Raw genomic sequence first — 17,345 nt, forward strand, 5'->3', positions numbered from 1 at the left:
GGGCATGATGGAGGGCGATGTCCGCTACAGAACCAGACCCCACGACGAGCGAGAGTCGGAGAACTCTCTCGGCCACCACTGCTCGACGCGGCCTCGCCATGGTGGCCGTCGGTGCAGTCCTGGCCGCGGGGGCAACAGTGTTCCTGTCCGGCGGATTCTCGACTCCCGAGAAGATCACCACGCATTCGACGGCCAGCGGCCCCGCCACCGCAGGTCCGGTGTCCGCGAAGTCCTTCGGTGCCGCCGACCCGGGCGTATGCCTGCAGTGGACGCCCACCGACGATCCCGAAACCGATCGTCAGGACCTCAGCGAAGTGCCGTGCGCCGACGCCCACCGCTTCGAGGTAGCCCGCGACATCGACATGAGCGTCTACCCCGGTATCGAATTCGGCCCCGGCGCGCCGTACCCGGGAGCGCTGCGCTTCGGTGAACTGCGCGACGAGCACTGCACCGCCGCCGTCGACGGCTACGTCGGTGCCAAGTTCGACCCGAACGGCCGCTACGGCGTCGGCCTGATGTTCCCCAGCCAGGCCGGATGGGCCAAGGGCGAGCGCACGCTGCGGTGCGGTGTGCAGATGCCGTCGAACACCGGTGCGCTGCTCGAGATGACCGGCTCGATCCTCGACCAGGACCAGTCCAAGGTGTGGCCGACGGGCACGTGCATCGGAATCAACCAGAACGTGCCTGCCGACCCGGTGGAATGCTCGACTCCCCACGCGTTCGAGGTGGCCTCGGTGATCAACCTCACGCAGCAGTTCCCCGGCGGGCACCCGTCGGAAGGCGACCAGGACGCGTACCTGGAGAAGACCTGCACCGACGCCGTCAACGGATACCTCGGCTCGGAGAACGCGCTGCGAGACAAGACCCTGACGTTGTTCTGGGACACCATCGACGTCTCGAGCTGGCTCGCCGGTAGCCGTCAGGTGACCTGCTCGGTGGGCAAGGAACTCGACTCCGGTGGATTCGCGACCATCGTCGGCAGCGCGAAGGGCGACATCCTCATCAACGGTGCCGCACCCGTGCCGCCGCCCGCAGCCCCCGACGGCCGCGCCCTCCCGACTCCGCTGCCCGGTGCTGCTCCGATCACCACCGGAGGCTGACATCCCCACCCATATGACCCGCGTCGACTTCGAGGAAGCGGTGTCCGACGCTCTCGACACACTGCCGCGAGAACTCACCGACTTCATGAACAACGTGGTCGTCCTCGTCGAGGAGGAGCACCCCACCGAGGACATCCTCGGGTTGTACGAGGGAATCGCGTTGACCGAACGCTACGAATACAGCGGACACTTGCCCGACGTCATCACGATCTACCGCAAACCGATCCTCGACATGGTCGACGACGAACACGAGGCTCGACGCGAAATCGCCATCACCGTCGCGCACGAAATCGGCCATCACTTCGGCATCGACGACGAACGCCTGCATCAACTGGGATTCGGCTGATCGCGCTCGCCCCCGATCGCCACCCCCACCCCCGTAATGCCACCCCCGGTTGGGATCAATGTGGGTTTCAGTCGGTCAGACTGCAACAGAGGCGCATTGATCCCAACCTGGGGGGGGCGGGCAAAACAGGGTTAAGCCGAGACAGCCTCTCGACGAACCGGCCGCACCGCGCGGTCGGTCAGGAACGCGAATCCCAGTCCCAGAGCCAGCCACAGGGTTGCCTGCGTGGCCAGTGACGAGAGTCGGAATTCCCACAGCAGGGTTGCCGGAAAGTCCGAACCCACTTCGTTCACACCCGGCAGCAATGCGTAGCCCACAGCGACGATCACGAGGAACGCCACCGTCGGAGCACCGACGCGAACCGCCACCGACGACTGCGACGCCACCGCCTTCGCCACATAGATCGCGACGCCCACGGCCAGCAGACCGAGAATCACCGACGCCAACCACAGCCAGGTGCGCTGGGTGATCGTCTCCGGGTCCCCGACGGCCGGTGGGTTTGCCGGATACTTGAAGAACGGCACCGCTTCGATTGCCAGCCATCCGGCCCCGGCTCCGAGGAGCGCGAGGATCGAGCCCGGAAGCGAGCTGAACCGTCGGGCATAGTGCAGTACCGATGCGAAGATCGCGCCGAGTGCGAGCCCGGCGAGTCCAGTGGCGAGGAAGAGTCCGACGCGTTGCCCGTCGCGACTGACGAGGGCGTCCTCGTCGCCGTGCGAATGCGCAGCAGTCGCATCGGAGTCGGCGTGGTGTGCCTCGCCTGCCGCTTCTTCGATGGAGATGGCCGAATCGACGTGCGGCTCACCGATGACGAAGGCAACTCCGCCGGCGAGCAGTCCCGCGACGAGACCGGCGAGCAGACCTCGCACCAGCAGTTGAACGAACGTCCCGGTCAGTGGCATGGCAGGCCCAGCAGGTGGCGGCCGTCGTGCATCAGTTCGTGCATGTACATGCCACTACGCGAGATCGCGCCCTGGTCGAATCCGACGAGGTAGAGCACAACGAATGCGAGCAGTATCGTCGCGGCAACGATGACGGCGAGGGCCGCCGATTCCGTCGTGTTGCTGGGTGCATGAAGTATTGCCATGGGGGTGTCCTCCTGGGATTGTGCGTCCCGTAGTCCCTTCGGAGATGAAGGGACAGCCATGCGATGTACGAGTTTTCTGGCTCTCGAATTCGGACATCTGCCCGACGTCGATCACAGTGGCGCAACCGTTCCGGATTTTCACCGGATTACCTGCGTACATCGCGTCTTACCTGCGCACTGTGGCACCGCGTTCGACTCTCTGTCAATCACTGTCCTCGAGAGAACACAGTCCGATGCCACAATGACGCGGTGACTGCGCCTACGACCCGCCTGACGTTGGTGAGCCACGCAAGGACCGATGCGATGCGCTCGGGCCGCTTTCCTGCCGACGAGCCACTCGACGAGGCGGGTGTGCGCGCACTCGCCGAGGTGACCGACTTTCCGCGTGCCGACCGAGTGGTGTGCGGCCCGGAGCTGCGGTCCCGATCCACTGCCGACATCTTCGGCAGCGACGTCGCCGTCGAACCCGCGTTGGCCGACGTCGCGTACGGCCGGTGGTCCGGTCTCGAGATGACCGATCTGCCCGACGCCGACGCGATGGCCTGGCTCGGCGACCCGGCATTCACACCGCCGGGCGGTGAATCTCTGGAGGCGTTGTTCGCTCGCGTCCGGACGTGGCTCGACGAGGTCGGTTCGACGCCGGGCCGCACGCTGGCCGTGACCGCACCCGCGGTGATCAGGGCCGCGGTCGTGCTGGTGCTGGCGGCACCGGTCAGCTCGTTCTGGCGGGTCGACGTCGCACCGTTGACGCGCACCTCGATCCATCGCCGAGGGTCGCTGTGGACGATGGATTCGGTGGCGCAGAAGTCTCTCTGAATTCTTTCCGGCATCGATGGAACCGATCCGGGCACGGCGGCGTCCTACCTACCGACAGCCCAGTTCGTCGATCGCAGGGAGCGTGCTCATGACCGTCATCAAAGTCGATCCGGTGGCTCTGCAGCTCGCTGCCTCGGAACTCGATGCGGTCGCTGCCCGATTGCAGGCCGCCGTCACTGCGACGGCGCTTCCTGTTCGGCCGCTACCGCCGGGCACCGACGAGGTGTCGCTCTTGACCGATCGCTTCTTCGCCACCGCGGCCGATACCTTCGGCCCTGCTGCAGCACAAGGCATTTCGGAGCTACACCGGGCCGCCGAGGAACTGCGCAAGCAGGCCGCGGACTACCTGGCGACCGACGACGACACCGCCGGGGGCCTGCCGGGGCTCGCCGGCATCTGACGCACTCATCGACCGGCAGCGGTTTCGAAAACGACACGGGGGCTCGAACATCATGGGGGCTGGACAATGACGCTCGGTGTGACAGGTGTGGTCTGGCTACCACGAACTGCGACAGGAAATTCGACGCGACTGTTGGGGCCCGGACCGGTGCCTCTACATGTCGCAGGCGGGGCCTGGGGTTCGGTGGCCGCGGCCTTCACCGAGGCCTCGGTGAGCATCGCCGCGATCACGACAGCCCTGACCGCGGGCTGGGAGGGTGAGTCGGCCCTCCTCGCGCAGGCAGCCCTCGCCCGGTTCGCCACGTGGACCGGAGCCACCGCACTGAAGGCGGCGGCACTGTCGATCGAAGCCCCCGCCGCAGGAACCTCCTACGGCGTCGCACTGGCCACCATGCCGTCGCTCGTCGAGATCGGTGCCGTGCAAGCTGCCAAGGTGACGGCTGCGTCGACCGGCGGTGCACTGAACGGAAGTTACGAGGCAGCCGAGGTCGCAGATCGATTGCTCGACATCCGCGCAGCCATGGTCATGGAGGGATTCGAGCTGGTCTCCTCGCACCTGATCGCGAAGACGACGTTCGATCATGCGCCCGCCATCGTGTCCGAGTCCGGCAGTGGTCTCGGCAAATTCGCCAACGGTGCGCTGATGACGTCCCCCGTTCAGGCTGCGGTCGGCGGTCTGATGGCCGCGACGCAGAACCCAGGCGTCGCAGCCGCAGCCGGGCAGCTCGGCAGTGCCGCCACCTCGATCGCCGGAACAGGCGTGTCCACGGTGGCCACCGCGGCATCGAACCTGGTCTCGACGCCGCCGCCGAGTGGACCCGGATCCGGCATCGGCCACTCCTTCGCACCCGGTGGTTCGGCATCTCTCGCCGTCGGGCCGGCGTCCACCCGTCCGGTGGCATACGGCGGACTGGGCGGAAGCAGCGGCAGCATCGGCGGCGGGCTGGGAATGCCCGGTTCGGCGTCGAGTCCCCTCGGGGGATCGGCACTCACGGGTGCAGTCCAGAGCAGTCCTGCCACTACGGTCGGCGCACCGACCGCAGCCGAGGGTGGTCTCGCTCAGCGCGGAACCGGTGCCGGTGCTGCGCCCGCATCGGGCACACGGGCGCAGGACGACGACGAACACGACACCCCGGAATACCTCAAACAGTTCGAGCATTTCGCCGACGGCCGCACGGTGGCACCGTCGGTCATCGGAGCAGACCCAGCCCTCGACAACATCAGTGAGAACGGCCGGTGATCGACTTGGGAACCGTGCCGGTGGGCCACACACTGCCGAGTGCCGCACTCGGTGTCGACGAGATGGATTTCCTGGTCGACGAACTCTCGATTGCCGAACTACCCGTCGTGCTCGACGTCTTCCCGCGCTTCGACGACGCGAAAGCCCGCGACCGTGCTGTCGACCGCGGCCGTCAGGCCCTTGCGGCGGCAGGACTGTGGGACGGCACCGCGGTCCACGAGGACGTTCGCCACTGGCTGCGGGTCCTGGAACAACCCCGCTGGTACGTCTCGGCTCGACAGTTCGAGGGCGACACCGTTCCCGTGACTCGGATCTGCATCGCATCCGACGACACCATCGCGGTGTCGGCGGAACGGCGAGAGAACATCGTCACCCTGCGCGTCATCGCCGGGGATCCGGCTCGCGATCTCGTCTCGTCGCTGGGATCGGCACCGCCGTTCGATCCCGGCAGCATCAACGCGCCCACCGACCTGCTGGCCGAGGCACTGGACGCGGCACCGTCCGACGTGGGGGGCACCGCTTCCCGTCTGCGCAGCATCGGAATCGCCGACGACCGGGCCCTCACTCTGGCCGCGGCGATGGCCACGTGCGCGGGCAGGACCGAGATCACGGCCGTGACCCGCAGGCACGGGACTCGACGCGGGGCCGGGCGTCCGGTGGCCCTGTTCGACACCCGCGCCGGACGGATCGTCGCCACCTCCGCTGTCGCCGCGGACGGTCGTTCGTGGAGCTCGTTGACCGGCGCGTCGGATCACCGGGTGACAGCGGCTCTGACAGAGCTGATCTCGTCGGCCAAGGACCCAGCGACCACCAACCCAGCGACCACGAACCCAGCGATCGGCAATCCCGCGATCAGCTGATCGGGTTGTCTGCCTTGTCGCTGCCCTTGCCCTCGAACGGCGGCAGGAACGTGCCCCACTTGGCGCATGCCCAGCCACCGTCGGGTAGCGGCAACAGCTCGATTGTCTGGGTGTTGTCGAGATGGTTGTCGGCGGCGAAGGTGCCGTCGACACCGGTGAGGGCCGCCGCGACCAGTCGAATTGCGGCCCCGTGGCTCACGACGACGACGTCTCCGGCGGTGTCGTCACCCAGGTACTGTCCACGCAGCTCGTCGAGCACCGGGACGTAGCGCGCCAACACTGCGCGCCCGCTCTCGCCGCCCGGCGCGGCTGCATCCAGATCTCCGGTATGCCACCGGTAGAAGATTTCGGTGAACAGTCGGTGCGCCTCGGGATCGTCTCGATCTTCCAGCTCTCCGGCGGACGTCTCCTGGATACCGTCGGTCACGACGAGGGGCACTCCGGTGCCGCGCTCGACGTAGCCCGCAGTCTGCTTGGCGCGCAGAGCAATCGACGAGACCAACACGGCGGGAGGATTACCCAGCCGTGTCTGCGCGTACGCCTCGGCTTGCCGGTGCCCGAGCTCGGTGAGTTCGGCTCCCGGCGGCGCTGTGTCCAGCTTCTTCGCGACGTTGGAGACGGTCTGCCCGTGCCGGACGAGAATGAGCTTGCCCATCACAGATCACCCCGACCGGAACGGATTTCGGACAACCACTGCACGTGCTCGTCGATCGGTTGCGGCACCGAACCTCCCGATGTCGTTGCCGTGGGCCATGATCCGAGGAAACGTAGCGGCATCTTCCGGTGGAACGCGGTCAGCGCCTCGGCGACGAGGGGATCGTCCACATGCCCGGCGCAATCGACGAAGAACATGTAAGTGCCCAATTGCGAACGGGTAGGCCGTGATTCGATGAACGTCAGATCGATGTTGCGAATTCCGAACTCCGCCAACGCTGCCGGCAGCGTACCCGGGTCGTTCGGCGGCTTCAGCACCACCGAGGTGCGGTCGGCACCGGTGCGGGCGGGCACCGGCTGCGGCGGAGTCACCAGCACGAAGCGGGTGCGCGCACCCTCGACGTCGATGATGCCGTCGGCCAGCGTCGGCAGAGACAATCGCTCCCCGGCCAACCGTGTCGAGACGGCGGCGTCGACCACGCCGGCGGCAACATCTTCTGCTGCACCGGCATTCGAGGTCGCAGACTGCACGACGGCGTCGGGCATCGTGGCCTGCAACCACTGCCGGACCTGGCTGAGGGCGATCGGGTACGCGCTGATCGTGCGGGCCGAGTCGAGAGTGACACCGGGTCCGCCGACGATGGTGAAGGCGACCTCGATCTCCGTCTCGGCGACGATCTGCAGTCGCCGTCCTTCGGACAATGCGTCGAGCGTCGGCGGCACGGCCCCCTCGATGGAACTTTCGATGGGAACCACTGCGGCGTCGGCGGCACCGGATCGAACGGCCTCGAGCGCCGCGGGCGGGCTCGCGGCCGACACCCTCTGGACGTCCCCGCTCAGGCCGACCCCGTCGAATGCGCCGAGCGTTTCGAACTGCGCCAGCGCCATCTCCGTGAACGTTCCCGATGGGCCGAAGTAAGCGATGCGAGGCACGTCTCGAGGTTACGTTGTCGACGTCCCCGAAGCGATCAAACCGACGTCGACCAGACGGGCGTGGGCGGCGACGGCGTCGGCGATCTCGACCCCCAGCAGTACCTCCCGCACGGCCTCGGCGGCCTCGGGTATGAGCTTGCGCAGAGCGTCGACATTCGGCGCGGCCAGAGCCGACGCGATGTCGTCTCCACGCAGCGACGCCACCGTCGCGGCGAGGATCGCGATCACGTCGTCTCCGGTGTCGGCGCGGGCAACGAGACCGACATCGGCATGCGAGACGACGGCGAGCACGTCGGCGATACGCCTCGCTGTGTCGCCGACACCGATGCCGGGGGTCCGATGAGCGGCAACGATGGTTTCCGCGGTCTCGGCCACGTCGATCGCGTCGAACACCGGGAAGACGACGAGGGGCGAGGGCAGTCGCAACCCGAGCGCGTCGGCAAGATGCTCGGAGACTGCGTCGACCTCGAATCTGACGGCCTCGTAGTTGCCTGCGCTCGAGGCCCGGAGCTCGTCCGGGTCGATGTCGAGTCGCACGACGATGCGCCCGAGGTTCTCGGTGGGCGGCAGCGTCAGCAGGGTCGAGGCCAGCACGACGGGCGGGCCGTACTCGGCGGCGCGTGGAGCGGCCTGCACGGCAGGGGCATCGGCGCAGAACGGCTGCAGCAGTCCGGCGACGAGCGCGTTCGGATCTGGTCGGTGCGGCACACCGAGGGTCAACGGAATCGGCACGTCTTCACGGTAGTCCCAGCTTGCCCTTGCGATACCCGCCACATCCGGCTAACTTAGGGGCACGTTACTTAGGTATGCCTCACCTACTGGCCATTCAACTGTACCGATCGCATCGGAGGAGCCCATGCTCGGCGCAACAACCACCACCGGACCGTCCACCGCCGAGCGCGTACGCAGCGCCTGCATGCGCGCCGAGGGCGCAGCTCTCGTGATCGACGGCAGCGACCCCGTCGTGACGTCCCTGCACCACCTGCGACCCAACGGCGAGATGATTCTGGCCGTCCCCACCGATTCCATCGACGACGCGATCAGGTGGCAGTCCTCCCGCGCCGGCGTTCCTGCCGTCGTCGAACTCACCGATCACGCACCTCTCGCACTGCGCGAACCGGTGCGGTCACTGGTGTGGCTGCGCGGAGAATTGCGCCCGGTGCCGGAATCGCTGATGCGCCCGATGGCCGGCGCGGTGGCCGCCGAGCATCCCCACGCGGCCCTGCTCGACGTCGGCCACACCACCTCCCTGGTACGTCTGATCGTCGGCTCCGCAGTGGTGGCGGACAGCACCGGAGCCGAGCCGGTCGACGTCGACTCGCTGCTGGCAGCCGAGCCCGATCCGTTCTGGGAGATGGAAACGAGCTGGCTCGAGCACCTCGACTCCGATCATCCCGACCTCCTCGCACAACTGTCCCGACGCCTCCCACCGTCGCTGCGGCAGGGACGCGTGCGTCCGCTGGGCATCGACCGCTACGGCATTCGTCTGCGTATCGAGGGCGAGTGCGGCGACAACGACGTCCGGTTGGGCTTCGCCGCGCCCGTCGACGACACGATCTCCCTGAGCCGGGCCCTCCGGGTCCTCGCCGGTTGCCCGTTCCTCAACGGTCTGCGCGCCCGGGGCTGACGCCGCCGCGAGGCACAACAGGGCACACTCGTGCCGTGATCGACTTCAGGAACTGGTTGACGCCACCGCCGCCGGAGAGCGCCGCTCCACCGCCCGATGCTCGCGAACGCACGACCATCAAGGTCGAGATCGCGATCGTGCTGCTGGCGACGTTCGGCCTCAGTGGCATGAGCAGCATTCTCTCGCTGGTCGAGGATGCCCTGCAGACCGCAGCGCTGTCCGATCAGACGGTCGCCCTGAACTCCTCGCGATCGAGCTTCAGCGTCATCGACCTGCTGTTCCAGCTGCTGAGCATCCTGCGCCTGTGCGCATGGGGAGCATTGGGGCTGTACCTGCTGTGGCGAGCAGATCTGGCACCGCGTGCGATCGGACTGGCGAAACCGCGCCTGAAGATCGATCTCGGCCACGGCGTCGGGCTGGCGGCACTCATCGGGCTGCCGGGTCTCGCGCTCTACCTGGTCGGCAACGCCCTGGGATTCAATCTGAACGTCGTACCCAGCGCGCTCGACGACCACTGGTGGCGAGTGCCCGCCCTGATTCTGTATGCGCTGGCCAACTCCGGTGCCGAGGAGATCATCGTCGTCGCCTACCTGATCTCTCGACTGCGCCGACTCGGCTTGAGCGAGAACAAGTCCTTGCTGTGCTCCTCGCTGCTGCGCGGGAGCTATCACTTCTATCAGGGGGTGGGCGGCGGCGTCGGCAACTTCCTGATGGGCCTGGTGTTCGGCCGATACTGGCAGCGCACCGGGAGACTGTGGCCACTGCTGATCGCGCACGCACTCATCGACATCGTCGCGTTCGTCGGTTACGCCCTGCTGCGCGAACACCTGGCGTGGTTGCCCTGATGGGTACAGTCGATTCGTGAACGACGACGATCGCTACGGACGGCACGGCGCGCCGAATCGGCGTACCCCGCCGCCGAGCCAGCCGCCGCCACCGCGTCGACCACCCGGCCAGCAGCCCCCTCCCCCGCCTCGGCGCGCCGGTGGGGCCCCTGGACAGCCACCGCCGCCACCACGTCAGTACCGACCCGGTCCGCCGCCGGTTCCGAACCCCCGTCGGTACAACCCGGAACCTCCCGCGGAGCGAGGGACCCCTCGCCGTCCGGGGCCCGCACCCGAGGGCACCGAATTCATCAGACGCGACGGCCGCCCGGCCGCTCCCCGCCACGGCGCCCCGGTGCCACCGCAACAGGCGTGGTCGCAGGCACCCGAACCCGGCCCTGCCGGTTCCGTTCCACCGAACTCGACGCGCCAGTACTCCCGCGCTGCCGAGGACGAGGCCGGGCGCACCGGGTACGCACCGCGCCAACAGCCGGAACCGTACGTCGACGAGCGCAGGCAGCCACCGGCTTCTCCGCAGCGCGCCTTACGCCGACCGGAACCAGCTCGGCCACAACGTGATTCACGTCCTCCCAAGGTTGCGAAGCCGCGCAAGCGTCGGCGCTGGGGCCGTCGCTTCCTGATCGTCCTGCTCGTCCTCGTTCTGGGCATCGGCGGCATCGTCTACTACGTCGACAGTTCGCTCACGCGAGTCGACGCCCTGACCTCGTACCCCGGCAGGATCGGCGACACCCCGGGCACCAATTGGCTTCTCGTCGGATCGGATTCACGAGCCGGCCTGACGCCGGAGCAGGAAGCATCTCTCGCGACCGGCGGAGAAGTAGGCCCCAGCCGCACCGACACCATCATCATGATCCACATCCCCGAGGGCGGCGGGGCGACGACGATGGTCAGCCTGCCCCGCGATTCGTACGTGCCGATTCCCGGCAACGGCGAGGACAAGCTCAACGCGGCGTTCGCATTCGGCGGGCCGTCCCTGCTGGTGCAGACGGTCGAGGGTGCGACGGGAGTACACATCGATCACTACGCCGAGATCGGCTTCGGTGGTTTCGCCGGAATCGTCGACGCCGTCGGCGGGGTCAACGTGTGTGTGCAGAACGCGATCGACGATCCGTTGGCGGGCATCAACATTCCCGCGGGCTGTCAGGATCTCGACGGTTCCGAGGCACTCGGCTTCGTGCGATCCCGCGCGACCGCATTGGCCGACCTCGACCGGATGAACAACCAGCGGGCCTTCATGTCCGCTCTGCTCGACAAGGCAACCAGCGCTTCCACTTTCCTCAATCCTTTGAAACTGTGGCCGTTGGTGTCCGATACCGCGTCGTCGTTGAGTGTCGACGACGGAGACCACATCTGGAACCTGGCCGGGTTGGCCTGGACGATGCGCGGTGGGCCGGTGACGACGACCGTGCCGGTCGGCGGCTTCCAGGACTCCGATGTCGGCAACGTCCTCGTGTGGGACGACACCAGGGCACCGGCATTCTTCGACGCCATCGCTCAGGATCGGGAAATTCCGGCAGATCTGCTGACCGGCGGCCCCTGACGGGGGCGTGCGGCCGGTACGTTGTGGATCATGACATTGCCGTCGCATGAGCCCACCACCTCGTTTCACGATTTACTGCGCGCCCAGGTTCGGTACGAGTTCACCGCCTCGCAGCAGTACGTCGCCATCGCGATCTGGTTCGACCGCAACGATCTTCCGCAGTTGGCGCACCGCTTCTACGCCCAGTCGGCCGAAGAGCGTCGGCACGCCATGATGATGATTCGGTTCCTCATCGACAACCGACTCGAGGTGGACGCGTCGGGCATCGACGACGTGGTGACCGCGTTCGATTCGGTCGCCGAACCGGTGGAGTTGGCGTTGGCGCAGGAGGTGGCGGTCACCGATCGGGTCACCGCGCTCGCACAGGCGGCCAGAGCCGAGGGCGATTACATCGGGGAGCAATTCATGCACTGGTTCCTCACCGAACAGGTCGAGGAAGTAGCTGCGATGCAGAGCCTGCTCAACATCGTGCGGCGAGCAGATTCGGATCTGTTCGACATCGAGCAGTACGTGGCTCGCGAGCTCGGCTCGGTGACCCGCGCCACCAATGCACCCAAAGAGGCCGGAAGCGCGTAACTAACGCCCTGCTCAGAGGGGACATTTAGGATTCACTGTATTAGGCTACGTTCGCCTCAATAAGGCTCGACTTGGATGACAATGCCCTCTGACCAGGCATATTGTCCTCACCATGAGCGCAGACATCAAAGAAACGAACCACACCAAGTTCCACGCACTTCTTCGCGACCAGATCCGCAACGAGTTCAATGCCTCGCAGCAGTACATCGCCACCGCCGTCTACTTCGCGAATGTCGACCTGCCGCAGCTGGCCAAGCACTTCTACGCGCAGTCCGTCGAAGAGCGTAACCACGCGATGATGATCGTCCAGTACTTCCTCGATCGCGACATCACCGTCGAACTGACCGGTGTCGACGCGTCGAAGTCCGTGTTCACGGACCCGCGTGAGGCCATCGCCCTCGCACTGGCACAGGAAGAGACGGTCACCGAGCAGATCATCGCTCTGGCGAGCACCGCCCGCGAAGAGGGCGACTACCTCGGCGAGCAGTTCATGCAGTGGTTCCTCAAGGAGCAGGTCGAGGAAGTTGCCAGCATGAAGACCTTGCTCAACATCGCAGACCGCGCCGGCCACAACCTGTTCGACCTCGAGCAGTTCGTTGCCCGCGAGATGAACAACAGCGTCGTCGCCGATGCAGGCGCACCCACCGTCGCCGGCGGATCGCTGTAATTTCGCTCCACGCGACACGCATCGACGAGTAACGCGAGAGATCTCGCGCTCATACGGGTGGTCGTCGGACAAGCAGCCCCTTGTCCGACGGCCACCCGACGTGCGTTTCGGTGCACCGACTTTCGGGCCGCCGCACCTCTCGGTTGGGCTCGACTGCTCAGCGCAGGGTGACCTGACGGCCACGAAGGCCGTCCCGCGAACGCAGCTGCGCTCCCGTGAGCGGGGCGTCGACGGCAAGAGCCTCGTTCAGCTTCTCCCCGAATTCCTTTGTCGGAGCAGCCCATTCGGTGGGATGCATCTCCGGATCGAGATCGAACACCGGCACCAGCAACCCGTGCGTACGGAACGAGCCTGCATACCGCGAGCCCTCACCGAGATTCAGGTCTCCGGCAGCGTGCAACCGTGCGAGGGCGAGCATGACGTCGTCCTCGCTCTCCGGGCGAACCCACCGGATGTGCGCCTTGTCGCCGGCATCGACCCACCATGCTGCAACGACACCGTCCGCCTCGATCCGCGCCGAGGGCATGATCGCCTGATTCGCGCGCTCCACGGTTGCGGCCACATCGGCTGCGGGAGTGGCGCTTTCCGGGATCCACCAATTGAAATCCTGATGCACGGTGATCTCGAGGAGTGCGGACGGGTCGAGGACATCGGTCAATGCGGGGGTGTTCTCGTCCACCTTCGAGGCTTCGAGCGACTCACCTGCGGGGGCGGCGGCGACCCAGCCCAACGCGCTACTGATATCTGCGGCAACGTCTTTCGATTGCAACTGCACCTGCAGGCCGACGAATCCTTCTACAGTGCCTGCCTCTTCACGTACCAGAGCGGCGACGGCTCCCGGCAATACCGTTGCCAGAGTGACGGTGCGGCCGCCGGAGATGATCGGCGCGGTGGCGGTGGCCGACGGCACGAATTCGCGCAGCGCTACCAGGTCGCATTCTGCGGCCAGGCCCTCGAACGGCCGCGTCGTCCCCGACTCGAGGCTGGCCCGCTCGGCCTCACGCTGTGCGAGCTTGGCCGCCCGGTTGCTGTCCTGCTTCGGTCCGCTGTTTCTTTTGCTCTTACCCACGCCAGAAAACCTACACGTTCTTCGATTCCAGCCAGGCGCGCGTTCGTCCGGGATGGTTGGTCGCGATCCACCCGACACCGAGTTCGCGGCACAGGTCCACGTCCTCTTTCTCGTCGACCGTCCACACGTAACTGGCACGGCCCGACGCGGCTGCTCGATCGACGAGGGTCGGGTGCTCACGCAACGCCCGGATCGACGGACCGACCGCGGTGGCACCGACGGTCGTCGCTGCTCCGCCGCCCAAATAGTGCGAGCTGTCACCGAGAAGGACCGTCGGAAGCATCGGTGCCGAGCGGCGCACTCGCCACACGGCCGAGGGCGCGAAAGACATGATTACCGCCCGCGAATGATCCGCCGAGGCTGGCGCGCCGATGCCGAAGTGGTGCAGCTCGGCCAGCACCGAGGCCTCGATCAGCGAGCCGTAGCGCACCGGATGCTTGGTTTCGATGAAGAGCTTGACCGGCTTGCTGGTCCAATCCAGAATCAGCGCGATCAGGTCGTGCAGCGTCAGAAGTTCGGCGGGTTCGTCAGCATCGCCGTAGTTCAACCGGGCGAGCTCGTCGAAGGTCATCTCGCTGACGATTCCGGTGCCGTTCGAGGTTCGGTCGACGCGGCGGTCGTGCACACACACGATGCGGCCGTCCTTCGTGAGCCGGACGTCGCATTCGACGCCGTCCGCTCCCTCCCGCAACGCGAGATCGTAGGCGGCGAGCGTGTGTTCCTTCTTCGCCGCAGATGCTCCTCGGTGCGCGACGACCAAAGGGCCGCGTCGGTCCGGGCTCACGAGACCGTCACCGCCCGGTCGTCCTTCTCGGCCCCGGAGTCCGCACGAGCTGCGTCGGTCTGCTCGGTCTCGGTCTGCTCAGTATCGGTCTCGGTCTGCTCAGTATCGGTCTCGTTCTGCTCGGTCTCGGCCTCGGCCTGCTTGGTCTCGGACTGCGTGGCCTCGGTCTGCGTGGCCTCGGACTGCGTGGTCTTTCGCTCGATGCTGGGTGCGATGACCCATCGGGTAGGACGAGACAGCGCCGAACCGCGCAGGGTGCGGCCCTCGAGTCGGCGCATGACGGCCAGGGTCAGCACCGCGGAAACTGCGGCCACGAGCGCCACGACGGCGGCGAGCAGAACGCCGTCGGCGCGGGCTTGCAGTGTGTTGCGCAGACTCCACAGCACCTGCACGACGACCAGCGCGTTGCTCGTCGCCCAGACGGCCCACCAGATCCGGATCAAGGTGAGCTCGCGGTACACGTCGCCGTCGGATTCGGCTCGGAGGCGCACGATCTCCGTCAGGTACACCCCGGGCATGACGATCCGAACCAGAGGCAGCATCGAGAGCAGCAGCATCCATCGCACCGACCGCGGCTCGGTCGCACCGACTGATGCGTAGGCCAGCCGGCGTTGCCGTATCAGCCAGCAGGACGTCGTGATCAGCGCGAGCAGACCGACGATGAGCGCGCCGACCTGTGCGAAATAGACCAGCGCATCGGAAATTGCCAGCGTGATCGGCGACAGCAGTCGGGTGCGGTTGTACAGCAGAATTCCGTAGCGAAACAGCTCGGCGAACGCCGCCAGCCCGAGCAGCAGCGCCGTGATCCAGACGAACGTCTGCGCGTTGGCTGCGTATTGCTCGACGCGGCCGACGGGCGTGTGTGCTGCGGGGTCGCGTGGGGTGTCACGCAGCCCCCACGTGGGCGTCGAGTCGTACCGCGGAGTGGGGGTCGGTGCCGCGACCCGGGCGGGACCGACGGCTTTGCTCTTCGACGACGCAGGCCGCGCAACCCAACGAAAATTGCGGCGGCCCTGTGCCGGTGCCCGAGCGGACACCGGCGAGAGCAGCACGCCGTGGCAGCGGGGGCACCACGTACCCGGCCGTGCGCCGACCGCCCAGCGAGTGCTGCAGCGGGCGCAGACCTGGAACGCCTGTGCGCGCCCCTGCGGTGCCGACATCTAGATGATTCTCGCTTCGTCCGAATCGTCGTCGCGCTGGATCGGCCTACCGGCGGCATGCCAGTCGAGCATCCCGCCCTCGACGTTGATGGCCTCGTAGCCCACGCGATTGAGGTATTCGACGACCCGAGCCGAGCGCCCGCCGGCTTTGCAGACGACGTAGATCTCGGATTGGTTGTCGATTTCGCCTGCTCTGGACGGAATGTCGCCCATCGGGATGTGCACGGCACCGGGTGCATGTCCGGCCTGCCACTCGTCGTCTTCCCGGACGTCGAGCAGCACTGCCGCTTCCGGGAACGGCACCGGAAGGCGGTCTACGGTGACGGCGGGCGACTGCTCGGGGTGAGACACCTCTCGATCTTGTCACGGGTGCGATCGCGACTGCCACTCGTGCCCGCCTGACGATGGACGGCCCCAGCTATGACCTACGTCACTTTGCCTCACGAAAGTTATCCACAATATCCACAGGTTGATGCACAGAATCGGGGCCCGTGCCGGTTTCTATCCACAGGTCACGGCCTCACAACTGATTGCCGGTGTATCGAGTACCAACGAAGGCTGTGGATCGATCGTGATTTGACACAGCTGTTGTCTGCGGTCGTTTATCCAAGCTGATTACCCTGGCAAACATGACTTCTCACTCCTCGGTCGAGCTACGCGTCTTCACCGAACCGCAACAGGGCGCCACCTACGACGACCTCCTCCGGGTCGCCACAGCCGCGGAGGAATTCGGCTACGGTGCCTTCTTCCGATCCGACCATTACCTCGCAATGAGCGGCGACGGGTTGCCCGGCCCCACCGACGCGTGGATCACCCTGGCCGGCCTGGCCCGTGAGACGTCGACCATCCGGCTCGGCACGCTGGTCACCTCCGCCACCTTCCGCTACCCCGGCCCACTCGCCATCAGCGTCGCGCAGGTCGACGCCATGAGCGGTGGCCGCGTCGACCTGGGGTTGGGTGCCGGCTGGTTCGAGGACGAGCACAAGGCATACGGCCTGCCGTTCCCGGCGCTCGGCGAGCGCTTCGACCGACTGGAAGAGTCCCTCGCCGTCATCACCGGGTTGTGGGAAACACCGACCGGCGAGACGTTCTCGCACGCAGGAACCCACTACCCCGTCACCGATTCACCCGCCCTCCCCAAGCCCGTCCAATCGCCGCGTCCACCCATCCTCATCGGCGGCGGAGGCAAGAAGCGCACCCCGGCCCTGGCCGCGAAATACGCGGATGAATTCAACATCCCCTTCGCCTCACTGGCCGACACCGAAACGCAGTTCGGACGCGTCCGCGCCGCCTGCACCGCCGCCGACCGTGACCCCGACTCCATCGTCTACTCCAACGCACTCGTCCTGTGCTGCGGCCGCACCGAAGAGGACATCGCCCGACGCGCGGCCGCCATCGGCCGCGACGTATCCGAACTCCGCGAGAACGGGGCCGCGGGAAGCCCCGCCGAACTGGTCGACAAAATCGGCCGCTTCGGGGCCATCGGCGCGACTCGCGTGTACCTGCAGACCCTCGACCTCACCGATCTCGATCACCTCGAACTGGTCGCCTCCGAGGTCATCCCGCAGCTCTGATCTCCCCCGCCTCCCATCCGCCCCAGTCCACTCAACGTGACATTGACCCCCGAAAAGGCCACCAAATG

21 protein-coding genes are annotated in these 17,345 nt (G+C 66.7%); 12 read left to right on the forward strand and 9 right to left on the reverse strand.

From position 1 onward, the window contains the following. Nucleotides 1-17: 17 nt before the first annotated feature. Nucleotides 18-1,100 (forward strand): septum formation family protein, encoded by a 1,083-nt coding sequence (locus ASH04_RS06390; protein ID WP_032366734.1) that lies wholly within the window; start codon nucleotides 18-20, stop codon nucleotides 1,098-1,100. 13 nt (nucleotides 1,101-1,113) lie between these two features. Further along, a complete protein-coding gene (locus ASH04_RS06395; protein WP_027494838.1) occupies nucleotides 1,114-1,446 on the forward strand; it encodes a metallopeptidase family protein in 333 nt (110 codons plus the stop codon). A gap of 131 nt (nucleotides 1,447-1,577) precedes the next feature. On the opposite strand, the gene ASH04_RS06400 is transcribed toward ASH04_RS06395, so the two are convergent. Together ASH04_RS06400 and ASH04_RS06405 are read right to left on the reverse strand one after the other, a co-directional pair. Further along, nucleotides 1,578-2,348: a CbtA family protein gene (locus ASH04_RS06400; RefSeq protein ID WP_027494839.1), complete on the reverse strand. Its 771-nt coding sequence runs from the start codon at nucleotides 2,346-2,348 to the stop codon at nucleotides 1,578-1,580. Next, entirely contained in the window at nucleotides 2,339-2,533 is a 195-nt protein-coding gene (locus ASH04_RS06405) for a CbtB domain-containing protein (RefSeq protein ID WP_027494840.1), read from the reverse strand. Before ASH04_RS06405 ends, ASH04_RS06400 begins: the two co-directional genes overlap by 10 nt. A gap of 249 nt (nucleotides 2,534-2,782) precedes the next feature. On the opposite strand from ASH04_RS06405, the gene ASH04_RS06410 reads away from it, so the two are divergent. From ASH04_RS06410 to ASH04_RS06425, 4 genes are all read left to right on the forward strand, one after another. Further along, nucleotides 2,783-3,349 (forward strand): histidine phosphatase family protein, encoded by a 567-nt coding sequence (locus tag ASH04_RS06410; RefSeq protein WP_235579947.1) that lies wholly within the window; start codon nucleotides 2,783-2,785, stop codon nucleotides 3,347-3,349. 88 nt (nucleotides 3,350-3,437) lie between these two features. Next, nucleotides 3,438-3,749 carry a PE family protein gene (locus tag ASH04_RS06415; protein ID WP_027494842.1) on the forward strand — a complete coding sequence of 104 codons (312 nt, stop codon included), beginning with the start codon at nucleotides 3,438-3,440 and terminating at the stop codon, nucleotides 3,747-3,749. A gap of 66 nt (nucleotides 3,750-3,815) precedes the next feature. Further along, on the forward strand, nucleotides 3,816-4,988 hold the full coding sequence (locus tag ASH04_RS06420) for a PPE domain-containing protein (protein ID WP_057473095.1): 1,173 nt from the start codon (nucleotides 3,816-3,818) through the stop codon (nucleotides 4,986-4,988). Further along, on the forward strand, nucleotides 4,985-5,848 hold the full coding sequence (locus tag ASH04_RS06425) for an ESX secretion-associated protein EspG (RefSeq protein WP_057473097.1): 864 nt from the start codon (nucleotides 4,985-4,987) through the stop codon (nucleotides 5,846-5,848). The genes ASH04_RS06420 and ASH04_RS06425 overlap by 4 nt, the downstream gene beginning before the upstream one ends. On the opposite strand, the gene ASH04_RS06430 is transcribed toward ASH04_RS06425, so the two are convergent. Genes ASH04_RS06430 through ASH04_RS06440 form a run of 3 tightly spaced genes read right to left on the reverse strand, consistent with a single transcriptional unit; the run spans nucleotide 5,841 to nucleotide 8,167 of the window. Further along, on the reverse strand, nucleotides 5,841-6,506 hold the full coding sequence (locus tag ASH04_RS06430; protein ID WP_032374193.1) for a histidine phosphatase family protein: 666 nt from the start codon (nucleotides 6,504-6,506) through the stop codon (nucleotides 5,841-5,843). The two genes, ASH04_RS06425 and ASH04_RS06430, sit on opposite strands and share 8 nt — an antisense overlap. Continuing rightward, nucleotides 6,503-7,435: a prephenate dehydratase gene (gene pheA / locus ASH04_RS06435; RefSeq protein ID WP_027494845.1), complete on the reverse strand. Its 933-nt coding sequence runs from the start codon at nucleotides 7,433-7,435 to the stop codon at nucleotides 6,503-6,505. Before pheA ends, ASH04_RS06430 begins: the two co-directional genes overlap by 4 nt. 9 nt (nucleotides 7,436-7,444) lie before the next feature. After that, nucleotides 7,445-8,167, reverse strand: coding sequence for a hypothetical protein (locus tag ASH04_RS06440; RefSeq protein ID WP_057473099.1), 723 nt, complete (start codon nucleotides 8,165-8,167; stop codon nucleotides 7,445-7,447). Between the two features lie 124 nt (nucleotides 8,168-8,291). Between ASH04_RS06440 and ASH04_RS06445 the strand changes: the two genes are divergently transcribed. The 5 genes from ASH04_RS06445 (at nucleotide 8,292) to ASH04_RS06465 (ending at nucleotide 12,690) form a co-directional block, all read left to right on the forward strand. Beyond that, the gene (locus ASH04_RS06445) at nucleotides 8,292-9,062 is read left to right on the forward strand and encodes a DUF2470 domain-containing protein (RefSeq protein WP_032383014.1); all 771 of its coding nucleotides are present in this window, start codon (nucleotides 8,292-8,294) and stop codon (nucleotides 9,060-9,062) included. A 35-nt stretch (nucleotides 9,063-9,097) separates the two neighbouring features. Continuing rightward, a complete protein-coding gene (locus ASH04_RS06450) occupies nucleotides 9,098-9,907 on the forward strand; it encodes a CPBP family intramembrane glutamic endopeptidase (protein WP_032391166.1) in 810 nt (269 codons plus the stop codon). Nucleotides 9,908-10,196: 289 nt separating this feature from the next. After that, complete coding sequence (locus tag ASH04_RS06455) at nucleotides 10,197-11,447, forward strand: LCP family protein (RefSeq protein ID WP_235579953.1); 1,251 nt, start codon at nucleotides 10,197-10,199, stop codon at nucleotides 11,445-11,447. Between the two features lie 30 nt (nucleotides 11,448-11,477). Further along, entirely contained in the window at nucleotides 11,478-12,023 is a 546-nt protein-coding gene (locus tag ASH04_RS06460) for a ferritin (protein ID WP_057473101.1), read from the forward strand. A 112-nt stretch (nucleotides 12,024-12,135) separates the two neighbouring features. Further along, on the forward strand, nucleotides 12,136-12,690 hold the full coding sequence (locus ASH04_RS06465) for a ferritin (RefSeq protein WP_057473103.1): 555 nt from the start codon (nucleotides 12,136-12,138) through the stop codon (nucleotides 12,688-12,690). A 157-nt stretch (nucleotides 12,691-12,847) separates the two neighbouring features. Here ASH04_RS06465 and ASH04_RS06470 read toward each other — a convergent pair whose 3' ends face one another. Genes ASH04_RS06470 through ASH04_RS06485 form a run of 4 tightly spaced genes read right to left on the reverse strand, consistent with a single transcriptional unit; the run spans nucleotide 12,848 to nucleotide 16,054 of the window. Then, nucleotides 12,848-13,759, reverse strand: a complete 912-nt coding sequence (locus ASH04_RS06470) for a DUF5926 family protein (protein ID WP_057473104.1) — start codon at nucleotides 13,757-13,759, stop codon at nucleotides 12,848-12,850. Between the two features lie 10 nt (nucleotides 13,760-13,769). Beyond that, nucleotides 13,770-14,543, reverse strand: coding sequence for a glycerophosphodiester phosphodiesterase (locus tag ASH04_RS06475; RefSeq protein ID WP_027494853.1), 774 nt, complete (start codon nucleotides 14,541-14,543; stop codon nucleotides 13,770-13,772). Beyond that, complete coding sequence (locus ASH04_RS06480; protein WP_057473105.1) at nucleotides 14,540-15,703, reverse strand: DUF4328 domain-containing protein; 1,164 nt, start codon at nucleotides 15,701-15,703, stop codon at nucleotides 14,540-14,542. The genes ASH04_RS06475 and ASH04_RS06480 overlap by 4 nt, the downstream gene beginning before the upstream one ends. After that, nucleotides 15,704-16,054, reverse strand: coding sequence for a rhodanese-like domain-containing protein (locus tag ASH04_RS06485; protein WP_027494854.1), 351 nt, complete (start codon nucleotides 16,052-16,054; stop codon nucleotides 15,704-15,706). 278 nt (nucleotides 16,055-16,332) lie between these two features. Between ASH04_RS06485 and ASH04_RS06490 the strand changes: the two genes are divergently transcribed. Continuing rightward, on the forward strand, nucleotides 16,333-17,277 hold the full coding sequence (locus ASH04_RS06490; RefSeq protein ID WP_057473106.1) for an LLM class F420-dependent oxidoreductase: 945 nt from the start codon (nucleotides 16,333-16,335) through the stop codon (nucleotides 17,275-17,277). The last annotated feature ends 68 nt before the right edge of the window (nucleotides 17,278-17,345 follow it).

The organism is Rhodococcus sp. Leaf233 (assembly GCF_001426165.1).
Taxonomy (GTDB): domain Bacteria; phylum Actinomycetota; class Actinomycetes; order Mycobacteriales; family Mycobacteriaceae; genus Rhodococcoides; species Rhodococcoides fascians.

Coding starts and splice junctions, on each gene's coding strand:
- ASH04_RS06390 (WP_032366734.1), top strand. CDS start 18: ATGTCCGCTACAGAACCAGACCCCACGACGAGCGAGAGTCGGAGAACT.
- ASH04_RS06395 (WP_027494838.1), top strand. CDS start 1,114: ATGACCCGCGTCGACTTCGAGGAAGCGGTGTCCGACGCTCTCGACACA.
- ASH04_RS06400 (WP_027494839.1), bottom strand. CDS start 2,348: ATGCCACTGACCGGGACGTTCGTTCAACTGCTGGTGCGAGGTCTGCTC.
- ASH04_RS06405 (WP_027494840.1), bottom strand. CDS start 2,533: ATGGCAATACTTCATGCACCCAGCAACACGACGGAATCGGCGGCCCTC.
- ASH04_RS06415 (WP_027494842.1), top strand. CDS start 3,438: ATGACCGTCATCAAAGTCGATCCGGTGGCTCTGCAGCTCGCTGCCTCG.
- ASH04_RS06420 (WP_057473095.1), top strand. CDS start 3,816: ATGACGCTCGGTGTGACAGGTGTGGTCTGGCTACCACGAACTGCGACA.
- ASH04_RS06445 (WP_032383014.1), top strand. CDS start 8,292: ATGCTCGGCGCAACAACCACCACCGGACCGTCCACCGCCGAGCGCGTA.
- ASH04_RS06460 (WP_057473101.1), top strand. CDS start 11,478: ATGACATTGCCGTCGCATGAGCCCACCACCTCGTTTCACGATTTACTG.
- ASH04_RS06465 (WP_057473103.1), top strand. CDS start 12,136: ATGAGCGCAGACATCAAAGAAACGAACCACACCAAGTTCCACGCACTT.
- ASH04_RS06480 (WP_057473105.1), bottom strand. CDS start 15,703: ATGTCGGCACCGCAGGGGCGCGCACAGGCGTTCCAGGTCTGCGCCCGC.
- ASH04_RS06490 (WP_057473106.1), top strand. CDS start 16,333: ATGACTTCTCACTCCTCGGTCGAGCTACGCGTCTTCACCGAACCGCAA.